The sequence below is a fragment of the Limnohabitans sp. Bal53 genome, from assembly GCF_003063355.1.
Taxonomy (GTDB): domain Bacteria; phylum Pseudomonadota; class Gammaproteobacteria; order Burkholderiales; family Burkholderiaceae_C; genus Limnohabitans_A.
In genome coordinates this window covers 215,245-234,905 of record NZ_NESH01000002.1, presented here as the reverse complement: position 1 = coordinate 234,905, position 19,661 = coordinate 215,245, and the positions used below count along the sequence as shown (strand labels likewise).

The 19,661-nt window shown below is 61.8% G+C and carries 21 protein-coding genes; 16 read left to right on the top strand and 5 right to left on the bottom strand.

The genetic code is table 11. The features are described from left to right. Position 1 precedes the first annotated feature (1 nt). The 12 genes from lpxK to B9Z50_RS06010 all read left to right on the top strand — a co-directional run bounded on the left by lpxK (position 2) and on the right by B9Z50_RS06010 (position 11,087). The gene (lpxK, locus tag B9Z50_RS06065) at positions 2–994 is read left to right on the top strand and encodes a tetraacyldisaccharide 4'-kinase (protein ID WP_108362787.1); all 993 of its coding nucleotides are present in this window, start codon (positions 2–4) and stop codon (positions 992–994) included. A gap of 72 nt (positions 995–1,066) precedes the next feature. Beyond that, entirely contained in the window at positions 1,067–1,273 is a 207-nt protein-coding gene (locus B9Z50_RS06060) for a Trm112 family protein (protein WP_108362786.1), read from the top strand. Between the two features lie 10 nt (positions 1,274–1,283). Further along, positions 1,284–2,078 carry a 3-deoxy-manno-octulosonate cytidylyltransferase gene (gene kdsB / locus B9Z50_RS06055; RefSeq protein ID WP_108362785.1) on the top strand — a complete coding sequence of 265 codons (795 nt, stop codon included), beginning with the start codon at positions 1,284–1,286 and terminating at the stop codon, positions 2,076–2,078. Positions 2,079–2,184: 106 nt separating this feature from the next. Beyond that, positions 2,185–2,841, top strand: a complete 657-nt coding sequence (gene adk, locus B9Z50_RS06050; protein ID WP_108362784.1) for an adenylate kinase — start codon at positions 2,185–2,187, stop codon at positions 2,839–2,841. Between the two features lie 315 nt (positions 2,842–3,156). Next, positions 3,157–3,828 (top strand): transcriptional repressor LexA, encoded by a 672-nt coding sequence (lexA, locus tag B9Z50_RS06045; protein ID WP_108362783.1) that lies wholly within the window; start codon positions 3,157–3,159, stop codon positions 3,826–3,828. 180 nt (positions 3,829–4,008) lie between these two features. Then, on the top strand, positions 4,009–4,263 hold the full coding sequence (locus tag B9Z50_RS06040) for a hypothetical protein (RefSeq protein ID WP_146183175.1): 255 nt from the start codon (positions 4,009–4,011) through the stop codon (positions 4,261–4,263). 152 nt (positions 4,264–4,415) lie between these two features. Further along, a complete protein-coding gene (locus B9Z50_RS06035; RefSeq protein ID WP_108363603.1) occupies positions 4,416–5,423 on the top strand; it encodes a D-2-hydroxyacid dehydrogenase family protein in 1,008 nt (335 codons plus the stop codon). A 136-nt stretch (positions 5,424–5,559) separates the two neighbouring features. Then, positions 5,560–7,080 (top strand): 3-hydroxyacyl-CoA dehydrogenase, encoded by a 1,521-nt coding sequence (locus B9Z50_RS06030; RefSeq protein ID WP_108362781.1) that lies wholly within the window; start codon positions 5,560–5,562, stop codon positions 7,078–7,080. 2 nt (positions 7,081–7,082) lie between these two features. After that, positions 7,083–7,862, top strand: coding sequence for an oxepin-CoA hydrolase, alternative type (locus tag B9Z50_RS06025; protein WP_108362780.1), 780 nt, complete (start codon positions 7,083–7,085; stop codon positions 7,860–7,862). Between the two features lie 57 nt (positions 7,863–7,919). Further along, positions 7,920–8,639, top strand: a complete 720-nt coding sequence (locus B9Z50_RS06020) for a Crp/Fnr family transcriptional regulator (protein WP_108362779.1) — start codon at positions 7,920–7,922, stop codon at positions 8,637–8,639. Positions 8,640–8,702: 63 nt separating this feature from the next. Continuing rightward, positions 8,703–9,788, top strand: coding sequence for a phosphotransferase (locus tag B9Z50_RS06015; protein WP_108362778.1), 1,086 nt, complete (start codon positions 8,703–8,705; stop codon positions 9,786–9,788). Positions 9,789–9,827: 39 nt separating this feature from the next. After that, positions 9,828–11,087, top strand: a complete 1,260-nt coding sequence (locus B9Z50_RS06010) for an acyl-CoA dehydrogenase family protein (protein ID WP_108362777.1) — start codon at positions 9,828–9,830, stop codon at positions 11,085–11,087. Positions 11,088–11,168: 81 nt separating this feature from the next. Here B9Z50_RS06010 and B9Z50_RS06005 read toward each other — a convergent pair whose 3' ends face one another. Both B9Z50_RS06005 and B9Z50_RS06000 read right to left on the bottom strand, forming a co-directional pair. Further along, positions 11,169–12,155, bottom strand: coding sequence for an Hsp33 family molecular chaperone HslO (locus B9Z50_RS06005; RefSeq protein WP_108362776.1), 987 nt, complete (start codon positions 12,153–12,155; stop codon positions 11,169–11,171). A 66-nt stretch (positions 12,156–12,221) separates the two neighbouring features. After that, a complete protein-coding gene (locus B9Z50_RS06000; protein WP_089961063.1) occupies positions 12,222–12,746 on the bottom strand; it encodes a gamma carbonic anhydrase family protein in 525 nt (174 codons plus the stop codon). An 86-nt stretch (positions 12,747–12,832) separates the two neighbouring features. On the opposite strand from B9Z50_RS06000, the gene B9Z50_RS05995 reads away from it, so the two are divergent. Next, positions 12,833–13,609 carry a ferritin-like domain-containing protein gene (locus B9Z50_RS05995; RefSeq protein ID WP_108362775.1) on the top strand — a complete coding sequence of 259 codons (777 nt, stop codon included), beginning with the start codon at positions 12,833–12,835 and terminating at the stop codon, positions 13,607–13,609. 3 nt (positions 13,610–13,612) lie between these two features. Here B9Z50_RS05995 and xerD read toward each other — a convergent pair whose 3' ends face one another. Both xerD and B9Z50_RS05985 read right to left on the bottom strand, forming a co-directional pair. Continuing rightward, complete coding sequence (xerD, locus tag B9Z50_RS05990) at positions 13,613–14,521, bottom strand: site-specific tyrosine recombinase XerD (RefSeq protein WP_108362774.1); 909 nt, start codon at positions 14,519–14,521, stop codon at positions 13,613–13,615. Positions 14,522–14,530: 9 nt separating this feature from the next. Next, complete coding sequence (locus tag B9Z50_RS05985) at positions 14,531–15,505, bottom strand: tripartite tricarboxylate transporter substrate binding protein BugE (protein ID WP_108362773.1); 975 nt, start codon at positions 15,503–15,505, stop codon at positions 14,531–14,533. 152 nt (positions 15,506–15,657) lie between these two features. Between B9Z50_RS05985 and B9Z50_RS05980 the strand changes: the two genes are divergently transcribed. After that, positions 15,658–16,566 carry an AEC family transporter gene (locus B9Z50_RS05980; protein WP_108362772.1) on the top strand — a complete coding sequence of 303 codons (909 nt, stop codon included), beginning with the start codon at positions 15,658–15,660 and terminating at the stop codon, positions 16,564–16,566. Positions 16,567–16,617: 51 nt separating this feature from the next. On the opposite strand, the gene queG is transcribed toward B9Z50_RS05980, so the two are convergent. Beyond that, positions 16,618–17,670, bottom strand: coding sequence for a tRNA epoxyqueuosine(34) reductase QueG (gene queG, locus B9Z50_RS05975; protein WP_108363601.1), 1,053 nt, complete (start codon positions 17,668–17,670; stop codon positions 16,618–16,620). 27 nt (positions 17,671–17,697) lie between these two features. Here queG and tsaE point away from each other — a divergent pair, with 27 nt between their 5' ends. Together tsaE and B9Z50_RS05965 are read left to right on the top strand one after the other, a co-directional pair. Then, on the top strand, positions 17,698–18,261 hold the full coding sequence (gene tsaE / locus B9Z50_RS05970) for a tRNA (adenosine(37)-N6)-threonylcarbamoyltransferase complex ATPase subunit type 1 TsaE (RefSeq protein ID WP_255418354.1): 564 nt from the start codon (positions 17,698–17,700) through the stop codon (positions 18,259–18,261). Beyond that, entirely contained in the window at positions 18,251–19,645 is a 1,395-nt protein-coding gene (locus tag B9Z50_RS05965; RefSeq protein WP_108362771.1) for an N-acetylmuramoyl-L-alanine amidase, read from the top strand. The genes tsaE and B9Z50_RS05965 overlap by 11 nt, the downstream gene beginning before the upstream one ends. Positions 19,646–19,661: the final 16 nt, after the last annotated feature.

Sequence of the window (19,661 nt, the reverse complement as noted above, 5' to 3'; positions counted from 1 at the left end):
CATGCGCCTGACCAACTGGCTGCACCTGCTTTTGCCACGGGTATGGACTTCGCGGGGCTTGTTCGCATGGCTGCTGTGGCCCATTACCTGGGTGCATGCAGCCGTGCTGGCCACACGAGGCCTGGTCTGGCGCATGGGCTGGCGGCAAGCCCATCGCCTGCCAGTGCCAGTGATTGTCGTGGGCAATGTGGTCGCCGGTGGTGCAGGCAAAACCCCTTTGACCATGGCCTTGGTACAGCATTTGCAGCAACGCGGCTGGCATGTGGGCGTGATTTCTCGCGGCCATGGCCGCCAGACGCGAGACACCCGCGCTGTCCTGCCCCACAGCCTGCCCAACGATGTGGGCGACGAGCCCTTGCTGATCCGTCAAAAAACCGGTGCACCTGTGTGGGTGTCGGCCACACGCGCCGAGGCCGGGCGCGCCCTGTTCCAAGCCCACCCCGAAGTCAACCTTCTGGTGTGCGACGACGGCCTTCAGCACTGGGCGCTGGCGCGGGACTTGGAAATTTGCGTCATGGACGAGCGCGGCGTGGGCAACGGGTGGCTGCTGCCGGCCGGTCCTTTGCGTGAGCCCTGGCCACGCCCTGTGGACTTGCTGCTGCACACCGGCGCCAACGGCTTGCCAGGTGGATTTCAGGCGCAGCGCCAACTGGCTCCAACGGCGCACGATGCGCAAGGCCGCAGCCTGGCTTTGGCCAGCCTGATGGGGCAGCCCGTCGATGCAGTCGCCGGTCTGGCCCGCCCCGAGGCATTTTTTGCGATGCTGCGCGCCACCGGCCTGCAACTGCAGATCACGACCGCTTTGCCCGACCATTTTGACTATGCGAACGGCGCGCCAGAGGCCACAGAACGCCCCTTGCTGTGCACCGAAAAAGACGCGGCCAAACTCTGGCAACACCAGCCACAGGCCTTGGCCGTCCCCTTGGTGCTGACACCCGAAGCCGCTTTTTGGAAGGCGCTGGATCAGCGTTTGGCCGAAAAACCCTTTCGCTGAAAGCCCCCAACCGGGCAGCGTGCGGGCCACTGCAGCCTCTGCCCGGCCGATCTGCACCGTTATCATTGCCCCATGGACACCAAACTGCTTGAATTGCTGGTCTGCCCGGTCACCAAAGGACCGCTGGATTTTGACCGCGAGACCCAGGAGCTGCTCTCGCGCAGCGCCCGCCTGGCTTACCCCGTGCGCAAGGGCATTCCCATCTTGCTCGAAAACGAAGCGCGCGCATTGAGCGACGAGGAAATCGAGAAACTGGCCGCGTTGCGCCCCCCGATCTAAGAGACAACGCATGCGTCTGGCCAACACTCACAGCGACTTCACCGTCCTGATCCCCGCGCGCATGGCGTCCAGCCGACTGCCGGACAAACCCCTGGCGGACATCGCCGGACTGCCCATGGTGGTGCGGGTGGCCCAACGCGCCATGTTGTCCAACGCCCGCCAAGTGGTGGTGGCCGCCGATGACGAGCGCATCGTGGCCGCCTGCGCATCCCACGGCGTTCAAGCCCTTTTGACCCGCCAAGACCATGCCAGTGGCAGCGACCGCTTGGCCGAGGCTTGCAAGCTGCTGGGCCTGAGCGATCAGGCTGTGGTGGTCAACGTGCAAGGCGATGAACCTTTGATCGAGCCCACACTGATTGACCAAGTAGCGCAGCTGCTCATCGATCGGCCCGAAGCGAGCATGAGCACAGCCGCCCACGCCATCAGCCAGCTGGCCGACTTCTGCAACCCGAATGTGGTCAAAGTGGTCATGGATGCCCGCCAGATGGCGCTGTACTTCAGCCGCGCACCCATCCCTTGGTGGCGCGACGGTCAAAGCGCTGGCAATCCAGGCGGCGAAGCCTTCACCCAACTGCCCTTGCCGCCCCCCCTGCGACATGTGGGCATTTATGCCTACCGAGCCGGTTTTTTGGCGCAATTTCCCTTGCTCCCTGCGGCCCCCATCGAGCAGCTGGAGTCACTCGAGCAGCTTCGCGCCCTGTGGCACGGGCATCGAATTGCTGTGCACACCACCGAACAAGCCCCGGGTCCTGGGGTCGACACACCCGAAGATTTGCAACGCGTTCGCGCCTTGCTAGAGGCGTAAGGCTGGCTAGAGCCTCGCGTGATATTCTCACCAAAGTCGTTTGCCGCACCATGGGCCCCTTCGAGGCTCGGCAAACCCACTCCATGACAAGCGATAAGGAACTTCCATGAGACTGATTTTGTTGGGCGCACCCGGCGCAGGCAAAGGCACCCAAGCCACATTCATTTGCCAGAAATACAACATCCCCCAAATTTCGACCGGTGACATGCTGCGAGCCGCCGTCAAAGCAGGCACCCCATTGGGTCTGCAAGCCAAAGCCGTCATGGAGTCTGGCGGTCTGGTCAGCGACGACCTGATCATCAACCTCGTCAAAGAACGCATTGCCCAATCCGATTGCGCCAACGGTTTCCTGTTTGACGGCTTTCCCCGCACCATTCCCCAGGCCGATGCCATGAAGGCTGCAGGCGTCAAGCTCGACTATGTGCTTGAAATCGACGTGCCCTTTGACGCCATCATCGAACGCATGAGCGGCCGCCGCTCGCACCCCGCCTCAGGCCGGACTTACCACGTCAAGTTCAACCCGCCCAAAGTTGCAGGCGTGGACGACGTGACCGGCGAACCTCTGGTGCAGCGCGCAGACGACCAGGAAGAGACTGTGAAGAAGCGTCTCCAGGTCTACAGCGACCAGACCCGCCCCTTGGTGGACTACTACTCCAACTGGGCCCAAGCCGATGCCTCATCCGCCCCTCAGTACCGCGCCATCAGCGGCACAGGGACTGTGGAAGACATCACTGCACGTGCCTTCACTGCCTTGGCCCAATAAGCCAACTCACGCAGCAACAAGCTGCCCTATCCCACAAAGCCCCTTTTCAGGGGCTTTGTTGTTGGTGCACGACAAATTTTCGCCCCAATGACGCCCACGGATTCTGAAGACTCTGTGCGTCAATGCGCCACAGCCCTCACCCCCCATGCCAACTTTGAAATCAGCGGGGCACACACACGAATGAGATGCGTACGCCACTGATGTTCATCTTGAATTCCATTATTTTTTCATGGCGAGCTTGCACAATTGAAAAAACTGTTTAAAAATACAGTCACTGGATGAAACAACAGCCCCAGTCCCCACAAGGAGACCGCCATGACCGACAGCCCCAAACTCACCGCCCGGCAACAAGAAATTCTGGAATTGATCCAGAACACGATCGCCAATACGGGTGCACCGCCAACGCGCGCAGAAATTGCCAGCGTCCTGGGCTTCAAGTCGGCCAACGCGGCCGAAGAACACCTCAAGGCTTTGGCCCGCAAGGGCGCAATTGAGTTGGTCAGTGGCACCTCGCGTGGCATTCGGCTCAAGGGCAGCTCGCGCAGCAGCTCGCGCGCGCCTTCGGATTTGTTCAGCCTGAGCCTGCCCGGCCTGGGTCAATTGTGTTTGCCTTTGGTGGGTCGCGTGGCTGCGGGCTCGCCCATCCTGGCGCAAGAACACGTCGACAGGACCTACCAACTCGAAAGCAGCCTGTTTGCCCAACAACCCGACTACTTGCTGCGCGTGCGCGGCATGTCCATGCGCGATGCAGGCATCATGGACGGTGACTTGTTGGCCGTCAAATCAACCAAAGAAGTGCGCAATGGCCAAATTGTGGTGGCCCGCTTGGGCGATGAAGTCACGGTCAAACGGTTGCACAAAACCGCCAATGGCATCGAACTGCTCCCTGAAAACCCCGACTACCCGACCATCTTGGTCCACCCAGGGGAACCTTTTGACATTGAGGGCCTGGCCGTGGGCCTGATTCGCAACAGCTTCGTCATATAACCTTTTCAGTCGAGGCCTCAGGTGGCGGGCGCTGTTCATCAGCCCTGAGGCCGTCGACTTTTTCCATCAATCCTGCCTGTGTCCAACCTCCATGCTTTTGAAAGGTTTCACATGGGAATCGCTCTGCTTGCTCTTTCAGGTCTTTTTAAGAATCTGACCTCCTTCACCACCAGCACTAAGGTGCAAACTTTGCCCAAGAGGCAAGCTGTGCGGCTGCACCCGGAGTGGGCCGTTCGGTCCTCGTCTTGCGCCCAACCGTCCCTCGGCAAGACCCTGGTGGCCCAACGTCAACCCAGCTTGCGCGTTGTCCATGTCCATGAAAGTGGTCAAAGTGCGGCTGCTGCAGGACGCATGTTGATCTCCGGTCGCATGGCCGACGTCTGCGCTGAACTCGATCGCCTGGTCGCCATGGAAGCACGCCAGCGGCCTAGCTGAACTGCTTGGCAAGTTCGAGCGCTCGCACAGGGGGCACGCGTTAGTGGCGGTTGCAGCTGGGCACATCAGCCGCAACCGCACCCCTAAAAAAGACGCATGGACGCATGCTTTCAAAGGCCAAGTCTCTCAACTGACAAGGCACAATGGCGAACATGAACATTGTGATCCTTGACGACTACCAAGATGTCGTGCGCAAACTCGACTGCGCAGCCAAACTCGAGAACTACCCGGCCAAGGTCTATACCAATACGGTCAAAGGCATTGGACAGTTGTCAGTGCGCCTCAAAGACGCCGATGTGATTGTCTTGATCCGTGAACGCACCGGCCTCAACCGCGCCCTGATCGAGAAGCTACCTCGGCTCAAAATGATTGCACAGACTGGCCGTGTGGGTAGCCACATCGACCTAGCGGCCTGCACCGAACGCGGTGTGGCTGTGGCCGAGGGTGTAGGCTCGCCCGTTGCACCCGCCGAACTCACCTGGGCTCTGGTCATGGCGGCCACCCGCAGGTTGCCGCAATACATCAGCAGCCTCAAGCACGGCGCGTGGCAACAATCGGGCCTCAAATCCAGCTCCATGCCAGCCAACTTTGGCTTGGGCACTGTGCTCAAGGGCAAGACACTGGGCATCTGGGGCTACGGCAAAATCGGCCAAATGGTGGCGGGCTACGGAAAGGCTTTCGGCATGCATGTGCAAATCTGGGGCAGCGACGAATCTCGCGTTCGTGCGGTCAAGGACGGGCATGCAGCAGCCACCAGCCGCGAAGATTTTTTTCAGAGTTCGGACGTGCTGACCTTGCACCTTCGGCTGAGCGAAGCCACCACAGGCATCGTCACCATTGATGACCTCGGGCTCATGAAACCCACCGCCTTGCTGGTCAACACTTCGCGGGCTGAACTGGTCGAAACGAATGCACTGATCGGTTCCCTCAATCGGGGTCGCCCCGGCATGGCAGCCGTGGACGTGTTCGAATCCGAACCTATCTTGCAAGGCTCTGCCTTGCTGCGGCTGGAAAACTGCATTTGCACGCCCCACATTGGCTACGTTGAAAAAGACAGCTATGAACTGTATTTCGGTGCAGCATTTGACAACGTCATCAACTTCATCAAGGGCACGCCCACCAACATCGTCAACCCGGGGGCCCTGCAGGTGCGGCGTTGATGCCCGGCAAGGCCCCTGCCACCACCGCGCACCGAAGCCATAATCTGCTCCTGGGTGTCCGGCCTGCTAAGGCCTCGGCCAACACGACCGGACTGTCCTGCCACCAGGCCTTGAGCCTTATTTCCTCACATTCAACATGACCCTTGCATTTCAACAAGTCGCCGTCATTGGCGCAGGCGCCATGGGGCGCGGCATTGCCCAAATCGCCGCACAAGCGGGCAGCCAGGTCTGGCTGTACGACACCCAACCCGAAGCGATTGCCAAAGCGCGTGACGCCGTGTTCCAGCAATGGGACAAGCTTCATGAAAAAGGTCGCCTCACGGCCGAAGCCGTGGCCGGCCACAAAAGCCGCCTGCTGGGCGCAGCCAAGCTGCAAGACCTGGCCGGATGCGATCTGGTGGTCGAAGCCATCGTCGAAAAGATCGACATCAAGAAAAGCCTGTTCACTGAACTGGAAAAAGTGCTAGCCGCCACTGCCGTGCTGGTGACCAACACCTCGTCACTGTCCGTGACCGCGATTGCCGCTGCCTTGCAGCGACCCACCCAGTTTGCGGGCTACCACTTCTTCAACCCCGTGCCACTCATGAAGGTGGTCGAGGTGATCTCGGGCCTGAAAACCGACCCGACCGTCTGCCAGCGCCTGTCGGACTTTGCCCGTCAGATGGGCCACACCCCGGTGCAGGCCCAGGACACACCGGGCTTCATCGTCAACCACGCCGGGCGCGGCTACAGCACCGAGGCGCTGCGCATCGTGAGTGAGGGCGTGGCGGATTTCGCGACGATTGACCGCATCCTGCGTGACCAAGTCGGCTTCAAACTCGGCCCCTTCGAGCTGTTTGACCTGACTGCTTTGGACGTGTCGCATCACGTCATTGAAGCCATCTACCACCAATATTACGAAGAGCCGCGCTACCGCCCCAACGTGATCACCGCTCAGCGCTTGGCTGGAGGCGTGGTCGGCAAAAAGGTCGGCGAAGGCTTCTACAAATACGTGGATGGCGCAGCGCAAGTGCCTGCCGAGCCGCCCGTGCCCGTGGTGGAAAACATCCCGCCCGTCTGGGTCTCGCCCCGCGCGACTCGCCGCATGGAGCTGCTGCAACTTCTGAAGGACCTGGGCGCAAAAATCGAAACCGGTGCCTCACCCTCGCCCGAGGCGCTGACCATCGTGGCACCGCTGGGCTTTGACATCACCACCGTGGCCGTGGTCGAGCGCTTGGACCCGGCCCGCACCGTCGGCATTGACATGCTGTTTGTGGATGCATCCACCAAACGCCGTGTGCTCGCCACCAACCCCGCCACCCGCGCCGACATGCGCGATGCGGCGCACGCCCTGTTTGCCCGTGACGGCAAAGCCGTTTCGGTGATCCGCGACAGCGGTGGCTTTGTCACGCAGCGCGTGGTGGCGACCATTGTCAACATCGCCTCCGACATTTGCCAGCAGCGCATTTGCAGCCCGCAAGACCTGGAAACGGCCGTGACCTTGGGGCTGGCTTACCCCATGGGCCCTCTGGCCATGGGCAATCGCTTGGGGCCTGACAGCATCCTTGAGGTGTTGTTCAACCTGCAAACGGTTTATGGTGACCCCCGATATCGCCCCAGTCCTTGGCTGCGCCGACGGGGTGCGATTGGTCTGTCTTTGATGCATACGGAAGACTGAAGATGACCGCCCAACTGCTCAGCACCAGCGAAGGTCGGACCCTGGTCCTGACCCTCAGCAACCCGGAGTTTCGCAACGCCCTTGGGCCTGAGATGTACGCTGCAGGTGTTGAGGCCCTGAGCGTGGCCGAATCAAGTGCCGATGTGCGCAGCGTGGTCATCACCGGGGCCAACGGCATCTTCAGCGCAGGCGGCAATTTGCAGCGCCTGCAAAACAACCGCCAACTGCCGCCTGAACATCAAGCGCAAAGCATCGAAGGGTTGCACAACTGGATCGAAGCCATCCGCACCTTCCCCAAGCCCGTGATCGCGGCCGTGGAAGGCCCGGCGGCCGGTGCTGGTTTTTCGCTGGCCCTGGCGTGCGACATGATCGTGGCAGCCCGAAACAGCGTGTTTGTGATGGCCTACAGCTCGATTGCCTTGTCGCCCGATGGCGGCGGCAGCTGGAGCCTGTCGCGTGCCGTGCCACGGCAGTTGGCCACTGAGCTGCTGATGTGCGGTGAGCGCATCGGCGCCGAGCGCCTGCAACAGTTGGGCGTGGTGAATCGACTCGCTGATGCAGGGCAATCTTTGCAGCAAGCTTTGGAGCTGTGCAAACAACTCAACGCACGCGCCCCGAACGCACTGGCCAGCATCAAAGAACTGCTCAGCGACGCCGATGGCAGTAGCTTGAACGCGCAGCTGGCGCGTGAGCGCAATGAGTTTGTTAAAAACCTGCACCACCCCAACGCGGGTATAGGCATAGGGGCGTTTTTGAATAAGCAAAAACCCGAGTACGAATAAAGCGACTGGTCCCCCAGGCGACAAAAAACCGATCATCAGTCACTCAAAGGACAGAGCATGGACGAACCGATTCTGACAATGGAGGAACGAGAGGCGATCAACAGTGGTCGCTGGTTCTCAAGCCTTTCACCCTCACTTCGACACGACATACTTCGATGCGCTTACGTCAAACGTCACAAGGACGGCGATATGCTCGCTGCACGGGGCGATCCGCCCGAGCAGTGGATCGCCTGTGCCAAGGGCGCGGTGCGTGTGAGCTCGACCTCAGTGTCGGGCAAACAGATCACCTTGACCTATGTGGAGCCAGGCATCTGGTTCGGCGACGTGTCGATCTTCGACGGAGACCGTCGCACGCACGACTGCTACGCACACGGCGACACGACCACGCTGAACGTGGCCAAGGCCGACTTCAAGAAAATCCTGTCGCAACACGTCGAGTTCTACGACGCCATGCTGCGCCTGCATGCACGGCGCATTCGCCAGCTCTACGGTTTGGTGGAAGACCTCAACACCCTGCCCTTGCGCGCGCGCTTGGCCAAGCAACTCAACCACTTGCTGCGCAGCTACGGCGTGCCCAGTTTGTCGGACGCCAAGGCGATTCGCATCAGCTTGCAACTGGCCCAGGAAGAACTGGCCCAGCTGCTGGGTGCGTCTCGCCAGCGGGTCAATCAGGAACTCAAGCAGATGGAGCGCGAGCAAATCATCCGCATCGAGCCCGGTGGCTTGGTGGTGCTGGACCGCGACGCGCTGCTGCTGATCGTGAACGCGGACCACTGACACACCACGGCTCCCCCTCTCGTCACCAACTGCGGCGAAAAACAATTTCAGACGGGTCCACCCATGAGTGCTTTTGATCATTTTGTGGGGACCCGGCCTGTCACCGGCACCCACGCCTTCGACATCCCTGCCCTGGAGGCCTGGCTCAGCGCCCGGTTGCCCGGATTTATGGGCCCCTTGAGCGTGGAAATGTTCAAGGGCGGGCAATCCAACCCCACCTACAAACTCATCACGCCCTCGCGCCAATACGTGATGCGGGCCAAGCCCGGACCGGTCGCCAAACTGCTGCCCTCGGCGCATGCCATCGAGCGCGAATTTGCCGTGATGCAAGGCCTGCACGGCACCAATGTACCTGTGGCACAAATGCATGTGCTGTGCGACGACGAATCGGTGATTGGCCGCGCGTTTTACGTCATGGAATTCGTGCAAGGTCGCGTGCTCTGGGACCAGTCCCTGCCGGGCATGACGCCTGCCGAGCGCGGCGCGATTTACGACGAAATGAACCGCGTGTTGGCCGCTTTGCATAAAGTCGATGTAGCCAAGCAAGGCCTGTCCAGCTACGGCAAACCCGGCAACTACATCGAGCGCCAAATTGGCCGCTGGAGCAAACAGTACGCCGCCTCCATCACCCAGCCCATCCCCGAGATGGACCAACTGATCGAATGGCTGCCCCAAAACATCCCCGCCAGCGCCAAAGACGAGACGCTGGTCGGCATCGTGCATGGCGACTACCGCCTGGACAACCTGATGTTCCACCCCACCGAAGCCCGCGTGCTGGCGGTCTTGGACTGGGAGCTGTCGACCCTGGGCCACCCGCTGGCCGACTTCAGCTACCACTGCATGGCCTGGCACATCACGCCAGGCACCTTCCGTGGCATCGGTGGGCTCGACCTGGCCAGCTTGGGCATCCCATCAGAAGCCGAATACATCCGCCGCTATTGCGAGCGCACCGGCTTCACCACGCCCGAGGCTCTGGCCCAGGATTGGAATTTTTACCTCGCCTACAACATGTTCCGCATCGCGGCCATCTTGCAAGGCATTGCCAAGCGCGTCGAAGACGGCACCGCGTCCAGCGAACAAGCCAAGACCTCCGGCGCAGGCGCTCGCCCCATGGCTGAGCTGGCATGGCGTTTTGCCCGACAAGCCTGATCGTTTTACCCCCCGAACCACAACCCCAGGAGAGAGACCATGGATTTTGAATACACCCCCAAGGTCAAGGACATGCAGGCCCGTTTGTTGGCTTTCATGGACGAGCACATTTACCCCAACGAGGCGAGGTTCTTTGAAGAAATCGCCGAAAACCGCGCCAAAGGCAACGCCTGGGTGCCCACCAAAATCGTCGAAGAACTCAAGCCCAAGGCGCTGGCGGCTGGTTTGTGGAACCTGTTTTTGCCCAAGTCCACCCGCGCACCCCAAGGCCTGTCCAACCTGGAATACGCGCCACTGTGCGAGATCATGGGCCGCGTGCCATTTGCTGCGGAAGTCTTCAACTGCTCGGCCCCCGACACCGGCAACATGGAAACGCTGGAGCGTTACGCCAGCGAAAGCCTCAAAGACGAATGGCTGGAGCCCCTGCTGCGCGGTGAAATCCGCTCGGCCTTTTTGATGACCGAGCCGGATGTGGCCTCTTCAGACGCCACCAACATCGAATGCGAGATCCGCCGTGACGGCAACGAATACGTCATCAACGGTCGCAAATGGTGGTCGTCCGGCGCGGGTGACCCACGCTGCGCGGTTTACATCGTCATGGGCAAAACCAATCCCGATGCCGGCCGCCATGAGCAGCAGTCCATGATTCTGGTGCCAGCCAACACACCCGGCATCACCGTGGTGCGTGCCCTGTCGGTGTTTGGCTACGACGACGCGCCACACGGCCACATGGAAGTGTTGCTCAAAGACGTGCGCGTACCGGCTGAGAACATCTTGCTGGGCGAAGGCCGTGGCTTTGAAATCGCCCAAGGCCGCTTGGGCCCCGGCCGCATCCACCACTGCATGCGCACCATCGGCATTGCCGAACGCGCCCTGGAGTTGATGTGCAAGCGCTTGAACGAGCGCGTGGCCTTTGGCCGCGAAGTGGCCCGCCAGACCGTGTGGCAAGAGCGCATCGCCGAGTCGCGTTGCATGATCGAGCAAGCACGCTTGCTCACCCTCAAAGCCGCCTACATGATGGACACCGTGGGCAACAAGGTGGCGAAGGCCGAAATTGCGATGATCAAGATCGTGGCCCCCAACATGGCCTGCCAGATCATCGACTGGGCCATCCAGGCCCATGGCGGCGGCGGTGTGTCGCAAGACTTCCCGCTGGCCTATGCCTACGCCCACCAGCGCACCCTGCGCCTGGCCGACGGCCCAGACGAGGTGCACCGCAACTCGCTGGCCAAGCTGGAGTTGGCCAAACAACTGGCTTTGCCTGGCGATTTGGGCATGCCCATCACACGCGGCAGCTGATTGCCATCAAGGCGCCACCCGGCAGCGCCTTATTGGCAGCTGCTGGGCGGGCCACTCACTTGGACTGGGCCGGGCTTTTGCTCAGTGCACCGAGCCAGCAGGCAAGTCGGGTGGCAAGCCCGTGAACAGCCCTGCTGCATCCACCGGGTCAAAGCGGTATTGCGCCCCGCAAAAGTCGCAGCCCACTTCCACCTGCCCCTGCTCGGCGATGATGCCTTCCACCTCCTCGGTGCCCAGGCTGCGGATCATGTTGCCCACGCGCTCGCGGTTGCAGCGGCAAGCAAAGCGGGGGCCCGTCTCGCCGATGAAAGGCTCAAACCGGGCCAAGGGCTCTTCCCAATACAGGCGGTGCAAGATGGTTTCGGCATCCAAGCCCAGCAGCTCTTCGCGCTTGAGGCTCTTGGTCAAAATTGAGATGCGGCTGAAGTCTTCGCTTTGGCCGAGCACCGACTCGCGCAAGAGCGAATCGGTTTTACCGGCCAGATTGCCCTCGCCTTCGATGGGCAAGCGTTGAATCAACAAACCTGCCGCCACCTTGTCATCGGCCGCCAACACCAGCACGGTGTCCAACTGCTCAGACTGCAGCATGTAGTGCTCCAGCACCTCGCTGATGTTTTCCAGCTTTTCACCCCGATCGCCAAACAAAGGCACCACACCCTGGTAGGGCTGCTGCCCTGGCAAGCGGTCCTGCGGGTCCAGCGTGATGGCGCAGCGCCCTTCGTTGTTCACGTTCACCATCTGACTCAGGCTCGCGTCCTCAGCCACCTCACCCACCTGGGTGCAAGTGGCGCGCAGGCTCAAATCGGGCTGCACCTCGACCACGCCGAGCTTGACCGGGCCGTCACCAAAAATCTGCAGCACCAAAGCACCGTTGAACTTGATGTTGCCCTGCATCAGCACACCAGCGGCGGCCATCTCACCGAGCAACTGGCGCACCGGCGCGGGGTATGCGCCGGTTTCGGAGTTGGCGGCACGCCGCGCCAGGATGTCTTGCCAAGCATCGGTCAGGCGCACGAGCATGCCGCGCACCGGCAGACCTTCGAAAATGAATTTATGGAGTTCGGACAAAGTGCAATCAACAGCCCCATGGGGCCGATCCTCAAAAGTTAAAAAGCGTTGGCTACCACCGACAAATCAGCTGATTTTTTTCAGACCTGCCTTGAAACGGCGGGCGTTCTCGACGTAATGTTTGGCGCTTTGGCGCAGGCCTTCGATCTGCTCGGGGCTGAGTTCACGCACCACCTTGGCAGGCGTGCCCATGATCATCGAGCCATCGGGAAATTCCTTGCCCTCGGTCACCAAGGAGCCGGCGCCCACCAAGCAATTTTTGCCAATTTTGGCGCCGTTGAGCACCACCGCGCCAATGCCGATCAGCGACTCGTCGCCAATCGTGCAGCCATGCAGCATGACCATGTGGCCCACCGTGACGTGCTTGCCCACCTTGATCGGTTTGCCGTGGTCGGCGTGCATCACACTGCCGTCCTGAATGTTGCTGCCCTCGCCAATTTCAATGGTCTCGGTGTCACCCCGCACCGTCACGCCAAACCAAACACTGGCGTCGGCCGCGATCTTGACGGCGCCCATGACCTGCGCGTTGTCGGCCACCCAGGCTGTCTCGGCGAGTTCGGGGGTTTGATCATCCAATTGGTAAATGGCCACGGCAGTCTCCTGAAGGTCGGGTTTTCTTGAAAACCTACAATTGTAGGGATGCCCACACCCTTGCGTGGGCGCTGCCAGCGATCACCATGCACACCCTGCGCTCCGCCGCCCTGCTCCCTTGGGCTCAAACCGATCCGAACCTGAAGGCCCAAGCCACTTTGGCGCTGGACCTGAGCCTGCCCGTAGGTGCGCTCGACAGTCTCAGCCCCCCCGCTGCTGGCCCCGGCCGCGCTGCCCGCCCGGTGCTGGTGCCGCACACCCAGCTCAAAGCCAAATCCATGGCCACACCCGAGGGCCGTGCCATGCTGGTGCACTCGATCGCGCACATCGAGCTCAACGCCATCGACCTGGCGCTCGACGTGGTCTGGCGCTTTGCGGGCATGCCCGAGGCTTTTTACACCGACTGGGTGCGCATTGCCCAAGAAGAGGCCAAGCACTTCCGCTTGCTGCGCCAGCATTTGCTGGACATGGGGTTTGACTACGGCGATTTTCCCGCCCACAACACCCTGTGGGACATGGCCGAGCGCACCAAGGACGACATTCTGGCCCGCATCGGCATCGTGCCGCGCACCATGGAAGCGCGTGGCCTGGACGCCTCCCCGGGCGTGAAAAACAAACTCGTCAGTGTGGGCGACCACCGGGCAGGCGAGATCCTGGACATCATTTTGGATGAAGAAATCGGCCATGTGGCTGCAGGCAACCGCTGGTACCGCTACCTGTGTGCCCAACGTGGCTTGGACCCGGTGAGCACCTATGCCGAACTGATCGCGCAATACGACGCCCCCAAACTGCGCCCGCCCTTCAACATGGCTGCGCGGCGGCTGGCGGGTTTTGAAGAGGCTGAATTGGCCGCCTTGAGCTGAGCCTCAACCCCTGGGGTGATGCTGCGCATGCAAGGTCTTGAGCCGATCTCGTGCCACATGGGTGTAAATGGTCGTGGTCGAGATGTCGGCGTGGCCCAGCAGCATCTGCACCGCCCGCAAATCGGCCCCATGGTTGAGCAAGTGCGTGGCAAAGGCGTGCCGCAAGGTGTGCGGTGACAAAGGCGCGGTGATGCCCGCGGCGATGGCGTAGCGCTTGACCAGGCTCCAAAACATGATGCGTGTCATGCCCGTGCCCGGCTTGGGGCCGCTGGTGGTGACAAACAGGTCTTCGGTCTGGCGCTGACCCAGCATGGCCGCTCGGGCTTGGCCCATGTAGCGCTGCAACCATTCACGCGCTTCTTCGCCAAAAGGCACCAAGCGCTCTTTGCTGCCCTTGCCCATGATGCGCAGCACACCCTCGTTGAGCGAAACATGCAAGGTTTTGAGGCTCACCAACTCGCTCACCCGCAACCCGCTGGCGTACATCAGCTCCAGCATGGCGCGGTCGCGCAGACCCAGATGGGTCGCCACATCCGGTGCAGACAGCAGCGCATCCACTTGCGCTTCACCCAAAGTCTTGGGCACACGCAGCGCCTGTTTGGCCGCAAGCATGCGCAGCGTCGGGTCGGCTTGCACCAAGCGCTCACGCAGCGCCCATCGGAAAAACCGCTTGAACACGGTGAGCCTGCGGTTGGCTGACGTGGCCTTGGTCTGGCCATGTCGCTCGGAGAAATACGCCTGCAGGTGGTGTTCTTCGGTCGCCTCCAGCGCCAGCCTGTGGGTTAAAAACAGCCAGGTGGCGTAGAGCGACAAATCCAGACGGTAGGCCGCCAAGGTGTTGGCGGCCAGTCCGTCCTCCAACCAGAGGGCCTCGGCAAATCTGTCGATGGCGCTCTGGCTGGCCTCGTGCATGGACTGAAATCAGTCCAGCTTGAGTTTTTGCTGGTCCACGACTTTCTTGTAGACCTCGAACTCGGCCTTCATCTGGGCCGCGAACTCCTGGGGTGAATTACCCACCACCAAAGAGCCTGTGTCGTTGATGCGCTTGCTCACAGCCGGATCTTGCAGCACTTTGCGAACACCCTCGCTGATTTTGTCGACCACCTCTTTAGGCAGGTTCTTCGGGCCCAAGATGCCGTAGTAAGCCATGCGGTTGACCGGCTCCAAACCCACATCCTTGAAGGTGGGCACATTGGGCAGTTGCGCCAAGCGCTGGGGAGCGGCCACCACGATGGGCACCAAACGGCCCGACTGGATGAAGGGCAGCGCCGAAGGCAGGTTGTCAAAAATGATCGGGACCTGGCCAGCAACGGTGTCGTTCAGGGCAGGACCCGCACCGCGGTAAGGGATGTGGGCGATGAACACACCTGTGAGGCTCTTCCACAACTCGGTTTGCAGGTGGCCAATGCCGCCCGTGCCCGACGAGGCGTAGGAGTATTTACCAGGGTTTTTCTTCAACTCGGCCACAAAACCAGCGTAATCCTTGGCTGGGAAACTGGGGTGCACCGCGATCACGTTGGGCGTGGCGGCAATGTTGATGATGGGCGTGAAGTCGGTCAGGACGTTGTACGGAATCTTGGGGTTGATGGCTGGGTTGGCGGCCGTGGTGGATACGGTGGCCATGCCCAGGCTGTAGCCATCGGGCGCAGCGCGCATGGTTTCACTCGCGCCCACCACACCGCCGCCACCGGCCTTGTTCTCAACGATCACGCTTTGGCCCAGGGCTTTGCCCAGCGGCTCGGCAATGATACGGGCCACGATGTCGGTGGTACCACCGGGTGCAAAAGGCACCTGCAGCTTGATGGTTTTGTTGGGATAGGCCTGTGCCCACACCGAACCACTGGCCAACACGGTGACAGCCAAACCGGCTGCAGAAACCAAACTACGACGTTTCATTGATAAAACTCCTTAAAAGATCGAACATGATAGGCAAAAAATGGGGGCTGGCGTGAGGGGGAAAACCCACAAAACCCGAACTTTGCAGCCACGGACACCGCAAGTGACAGCCAAGCCACAAGCACATGGGTGCACTGGGTTATCCTAGCCCAGTGAATTTCGCCCAACTCCTTTTCCCTGATTTTTCCCTGATCCTGTGCGGCTATCTGATCTGCCGCTACACCGCCCTGAACCGCCCCGTCTGGCAGCAGGTGGAGAGTCTGGTGTATTTTTTCCTGTTCCCGGTGCTGCTGTTTCACTCGATTGTGAAAAGTCCGCTGGACCTGACGGCTGCCTCCAGCCTGATCGGGGCGGGCCTGAGCTTGGCTTTTGGGGCCATTGCCCTGTCTTACAGCCTGCCGCACTGGCCCATTTGGGGCCGATTCCTGGACCGGCGCGACCACGCAGCGGCAGCGCAGGTGGGTTTTCGCTTCAATTCCTTCATTGGTTTGGCACTGACCGAACGCTTGGCAGGCCCCGAAGGGCTGCTCATGATCGCGGTGCTGATTGGCTTTTGCGTGCCACTGTTCAACATCGGCGCGGTCTGGCCCATGGCCCGGCAATCCCAAACCGGCTTTTTGCGCGAATTGGTGCGCAACCCCCTGATCATCGCCACCGCTTCGGGCCTGACGGCCAACTTGCTGGGCTTTCGGATGCCCGACTTGCTGGAACCCAGCGTCAGCCGCATTGGTGCAGCCTCTTTGGCGCTGGGTTTGATGTCGGCCGGCGCAGGCATGCAACTGGGCAGCTTGCGCCAGGGCAAGCTGCTGAGTGCCAGCGTGCTGCTGATCAAACACCTGATGATGCCCCTGATGGCGCTGGGCTTGTCGCTGCTGTTTGGTCTGAACCCCACCCAAACCACCGTTTTGCTGGCGTTTTCGGCCCTGCCCACCGCGTCCACCTGCTATGTGCTGGCAGCCCGCATGGGCTACAACGGGCCTTATGTGGCGGGCCTGGTCACGCTGTCCACCCTCTCGGGCATGCTCAGTTTGCCGTTTGCGCTGGGTGTGCTGCGGGGCTGATGGCCTCACGCAGACTTCACCCAACTGGCGCATACCAAGGCACCCCTCGGGTCAGGCCTTCGCCAAAGACCACGCCACCTGCTCTCGCACCACGGGGTCGATGTGCGCGGCATGCGCCTGCAGGGCCTTTACAAGCGCAGTTTGCGCTTCGGAGCCAAGCCCCTTGGAAGCCAGTGCATTGCCCGCAGCCAGTGCCAGATTGCGCAACCAGCGGGCGTGTCCGATGCGGCGGATGGCGCTGCCTTCGGTGCGTCGCAAAAACTCGGGTTCGCTCCAGCCCATCAGCGCCACGATGCCGGACGCGCCCAGGCCCTCGCGGGCCTGCCAGTCGGGCAAAGCACTGACCTGCGCAAATTTGTTCCAAGGGCAGGCCAGTTGGCAGTCGTCGCAGCCGTAAATGCGGTTGCCGATCAGCGGGCGCAGCGCCTCGTCGATGGGCCCAGCGTGCTCAATCGTCAAATAAGAAATGCAGCGCCGTGCATCCAACTGGTAGGGCCCGACGATGGCCTGCGTGGGACACAGGTCCATGCAGGCGGTGCACTGGCCGCAATGCGCCGAAGTGGCGGTTGTCTCGGGCAGGGCGAAGTCCACAAACAACTCGCCCAAAAAAAACATCGACCCGGCCTCACGTGAGAGGACCAGCGTGTGTTTGCCGCGCCAGCCCAAGCCGCTGCGGGTGGCGAGTTCGGCCTCTAGGACCGGGGCCGAGTCGGTGAACACGCGGTGGCCAAAGGGGCCAATCACCTCGGCGATGCGGTCCTGCAGTTTTTGCAGGCGACTGCGCAAGACCTTGTGGTAATCGCGCCCCCGGGCATAGAGCGAGACCACCGCTTCGCCCGGTTGCAAGCTGCGGGCGGTTTCGCGCGCCAGCCAGTCGGGCGGCGTGTCCGCAGGCAGGTAATCCATGCGGGCGGTGATCACGCTGACTGTGCCTGGCACCAGATCGGCCGGACGGGCGCGCTTCATGCCGTGGCTTTGCATGTAAGCCATGCTGCCGTGAAAGCCCGCGTCCAACCAAGCCTGTAATCCGGGCTCTGCCGAGGACAAATCGATACCCGCCACGCCAATTTGGGACAATCCCAACTCACGCGCCCAGATCTGGATCTGGGGCCACAGTTCAAGAAGGTCGATTTGAGTACGTTCAGCAGTCACCCACCGATTGTAGAAAGCCCCGCCACCCCAGCGCATTGGGAGAGCTTGTGGCCAGATGAGGCCGCCACGCAAGCCTTTGCCACGCAACTGGCGCAAGGCCTGGGCCTATGGCCCGGTGGGCGGGACGCGCGCATCGAGCTGCGCGGCAACCTGGGCGCGGGCAAAACCACCTTGGTGCGCCACCTGCTGCGTGCAGCCGGGGTGACGGGCCGCATCAAAAGCCCCACTTACGCCGTGGTGGAGCCCCATCAGGCGGGCGCGGGAGACAGCGCCTGGCCGATCTGGCATTTTGACTTTTACCGATTCAACGACCCACAGGAATGGGAAGACGCGGGCTTTCGCGACATCTTTGCCGGTCCAGGCCTCAAACTCATGGAGTGGCCCGACAAAGTGGCCGGGCAACTGCCCCCGCCCGATTGGGTGATTGCGCTGGAGGCCATCGACGAAGACCAGCGCCAGGTGCGCATCAGTGCGGGCACCGCTTCAGGTCAGCAATGGCTGCAGGCGTGGACACTTGCAGGAGCGGGTGACCATGCGCTCTGACCGCCGCCGCCTGCTCAAAGCGGGCTTTCTGGCGCTGAGCTTGGGCGCAGCACAGCTTGCGCGTGGGGCCAACATGCTGGCCGTGCGGGTTTGGCCCGCACCCGACTACAGCCGCGTCACGCTCGAATCGGACGCGCCCATTCAGAGCACACAGACCTTTATCGCCTCGCCGCCGCGCCTGGCGGTGGACATCGAAGGCATGCAGTTGAACGCCGCTTTGCGCGAGCTGGTGGGCAAGGTTCAGGCATCGGACCCCAACATCGCCGGCATCCGCGTGGGGCAGTACAGCGCCAACGTGGTGCGTCTGGTCATCGACCTCAAACACCCCATTGCGCCGCAGGTCTTCAGCCTGCAACCCGTGGCCCCTTATGCGCACCGCTTGGTGTTCGACCTCTACCCCAGCCAGGCCATTGATCCGCTGGAGCAATTGATCCAGGAGCGCATGGCGGCACAAACCCCGTCTGCCGCAAGTCAGCTGCCCGGCGCCTCGGCCACAGTCAACGACCCCTTGGGCGACCTGATCGCCCGGCAAACCCAGCCTGGTGCAGCGGCTGTACCCCTGCCCGCGCCGACGACCCGCCGCCCCGACATGGGCGCCAGCGACGGCCCCTTCATGGACAACCCGACTCGCCCAGGCAAGACACCCGCCCTGCCCCGCACCGACCGGCTGATCGTGGTGGCACTCGATCCGGGCCACGGCGGCGAGGACCCCGGGGCCATTGGCCCCGGCGGTACACGCGAAAAAGACGTGGTCCTCAAAATTGCCCAAATGCTGCGCGATCGTATCAACACCAGCAGCGTGGGCGGCAACCCGATGCGTGCTTTTTTGACACGCGATGCCGATTTCTTTGTGCCCCTGCATGTGCGCGTACAAAAAGCCCGGCGCGTCCAAGCCGACCTGCTGGTCAGCATCCACGCCGATGCCTTCTACACCCCCAGGCCGCAAGGTGCCAGTGTGTTCGCGCTCAGCCAAGGCGGCGCCACCAGCGCCGCCGCCCGCTGGATGGCGCAAAAGGAAAACAAGGCCGATGTGATCGGCGGGGTGAATTTGGGCGGTCAAGACAGGCAAGTCCAACGCGCTTTGCTCGACATGAGCACCGCCGCGCAAATCAAGGACAGCCTGACCCTGGGCAACAGCTTGTTGCGCGAGATTGGCAGCGTGGGCAGGTTGCACAAACCCCGCGTCGAGCAAGCCGGTTTTGCTGTGCTCAAAGCCCCCGACATCCCCAGTGTGCTGGTCGAAACCGCCTTCATCAGCAACCCGGAAGAGGAAGAAAAACTGCGCAGCGAGGCGTACCAAAAGCAACTCACCGATGCCCTGCTGCGCGGCATCTTGCAGTACTTCTCACGCAATCCACCGCTGGCGCGCAACCGTGGCCTGTGACACGGGCCAGCAGCGC

Excerpts from the sequence above, each read along its gene's own strand:
- B9Z50_RS05985 (WP_108362773.1), bottom strand. The coding sequence starts at position 15,505 with ATGAAACGTCGTAGTTTGGTTTCTGCAGCCGGTTTGGCTGTCACCGTG.
- B9Z50_RS06010 (WP_108362777.1), top strand. The coding sequence starts at position 9,828 with ATGGATTTTGAATACACCCCCAAGGTCAAGGACATGCAGGCCCGTTTG.
- B9Z50_RS06035 (WP_108363603.1), top strand. The coding sequence starts at position 4,416 with ATGAACATTGTGATCCTTGACGACTACCAAGATGTCGTGCGCAAACTC.
- B9Z50_RS06060 (WP_108362786.1), top strand. The coding sequence starts at position 1,067 with ATGGACACCAAACTGCTTGAATTGCTGGTCTGCCCGGTCACCAAAGGA.
- B9Z50_RS05965 (WP_108362771.1), top strand. The coding sequence starts at position 18,251 with ATGCGCTCTGACCGCCGCCGCCTGCTCAAAGCGGGCTTTCTGGCGCTG.
- B9Z50_RS06030 (WP_108362781.1), top strand. The coding sequence starts at position 5,560 with ATGACCCTTGCATTTCAACAAGTCGCCGTCATTGGCGCAGGCGCCATG.
- adk (WP_108362784.1), top strand. The coding sequence starts at position 2,185 with ATGAGACTGATTTTGTTGGGCGCACCCGGCGCAGGCAAAGGCACCCAA.
- B9Z50_RS06015 (WP_108362778.1), top strand. The coding sequence starts at position 8,703 with ATGAGTGCTTTTGATCATTTTGTGGGGACCCGGCCTGTCACCGGCACC.
- B9Z50_RS05995 (WP_108362775.1), top strand. The coding sequence starts at position 12,833 with ATGCACACCCTGCGCTCCGCCGCCCTGCTCCCTTGGGCTCAAACCGAT.
- B9Z50_RS06020 (WP_108362779.1), top strand. The coding sequence starts at position 7,920 with ATGGACGAACCGATTCTGACAATGGAGGAACGAGAGGCGATCAACAGT.
- lpxK (WP_108362787.1), top strand. The coding sequence starts at position 2 with ATGCGCCTGACCAACTGGCTGCACCTGCTTTTGCCACGGGTATGGACT.
- xerD (WP_108362774.1), bottom strand. The coding sequence starts at position 14,521 with ATGCACGAGGCCAGCCAGAGCGCCATCGACAGATTTGCCGAGGCCCTC.
- lexA (WP_108362783.1), top strand. The coding sequence starts at position 3,157 with ATGACCGACAGCCCCAAACTCACCGCCCGGCAACAAGAAATTCTGGAA.
- B9Z50_RS06025 (WP_108362780.1), top strand. The coding sequence starts at position 7,083 with ATGACCGCCCAACTGCTCAGCACCAGCGAAGGTCGGACCCTGGTCCTG.
- kdsB (WP_108362785.1), top strand. The coding sequence starts at position 1,284 with ATGCGTCTGGCCAACACTCACAGCGACTTCACCGTCCTGATCCCCGCG.